The organism is Agromyces binzhouensis (assembly GCF_004135055.1).
Taxonomy (GTDB): Bacteria; Actinomycetota; Actinomycetes; order Actinomycetales; family Microbacteriaceae; genus Agromyces; species Agromyces binzhouensis.
In genome coordinates this window covers 1-693 of record NZ_SDPL01000765.1, presented here as the reverse complement: position 1 = coordinate 693, position 693 = coordinate 1, and the positions used below count along the sequence as shown (strand labels likewise).

Genomic DNA, 693 nt, shown 5'->3' with positions numbered 1-693 from the left:
CCGGGAGCGCCGGCCGCCACCGGGACGCCGGCCACGCCGGCCACCGAGAGCGCGATGCGCGCGTTGCGGCTCGTGTGCTCGAGCGGCACGTTGCCGCCGACGGTGGTCACGGCCAGCAGGTCGAGCGCGGGATGCCCCGCGGCCAGCCAGAGCGCCATGACGTCGTCGTGCCCCGGGTCGCAGTCGACGATCACGGGCACGGTCATCGGAGCTCCGTCCGGTCGGCGAGGGCGAGCACGTCGGCGAGGCCGGCATACGAATCCACGGTGCCGCGCGACTGCGCGGCGATGGCACCCGCCGCGACCGCGACCCGGACGGCGTCGGGCAGCGACCTGCCCTCGGCGAGCATCGCGGCGAGTGCTCCGGTCGCGGCATCCCCCGCTCCCGTCGTGTCGACGGCCTCCACCTCGGGTGCCGCCACGATCCACGATCCGTCGGCGTCGGCAGCGACCGCGCCGCGCGCTCCGAGGGTCACGACGACCGATCGCGCCAGGTCGCCGACGACGGATGCCGCGGCATCCCGCCACGCCTCGGCCGGTGCGTGATCGGTCAGGGCCGGACCGATGCCGACCGCGCGCGCCTCGTGCACGTTGACGACCAGCGGATCGGCGATCGCGAGGGCCGCGGCCGCGACGCCGACGGGTGGCGCGAGGTTCAGCGCGAACCGCGTGCCGGCCTCGTCGCAGGCGCCCG

General features: G+C 76.8%; 2 protein-coding genes. Both read right to left on the bottom strand.

The annotated features are described in order from the left end of the window. A partial coding sequence (locus ESO86_RS18115; RefSeq protein WP_207207236.1) for a nucleoside hydrolase occupies positions 1-206 on the bottom strand: 206 nt, incomplete at its 3' end. Next, the coding region (locus ESO86_RS18110; protein ID WP_207207235.1) for a PfkB family carbohydrate kinase at positions 203-693 on the bottom strand (491 nt) is incomplete at its 5' end. The genes ESO86_RS18110 and ESO86_RS18115, both read right to left, overlap by 4 nt.